General features: G+C 37.7%; 1 protein-coding gene. It reads right to left on the bottom strand.

Features of this window, described 5'->3' with window-relative positions; translation table 11 throughout:
• Positions 1–201, bottom strand: a 201-nt coding sequence (locus DW269_RS12855; protein ID WP_199412145.1) for a helix-turn-helix domain-containing protein, incomplete at its 3' end; no start/stop codon positions are given.
• Positions 202–281: the final 80 nt, after the last annotated feature.

Here is a 281-nt window from a genome sequence, read left to right as displayed (position 1 = left end):
AGAAGCAGGCAGTCTTCCACGGTTGCCGTGCACGAAACCCTTCTTTCCCTGTTCCTTATATTTTATGATAAGTCTATTGATAGTTCTTACAGTACAGCCAAGTCTAGTAGCTGCTCTCTTCTTATTTCCATTTGTTTCTACAAGCTTCTTGATTATTTCATACTTATTCTGCTCATTCATTCTCAATTCAACCTTTCTCATAATAACCTCCCATGGAGGTTATAGTTTAACACGGCAAGTTGATAATGTCCCAATTGGGACATTATCAACTTGGATACATT

Source organism: Catenibacterium sp. AM22-6LB, assembly GCF_003435615.1.
Lineage (GTDB): Bacteria > Bacillota_I > Bacilli_A > Erysipelotrichales > Coprobacillaceae > Catenibacterium > Catenibacterium mitsuoka_A.
This window is presented reverse-complemented; position numbering and strand designations above follow the sequence as displayed.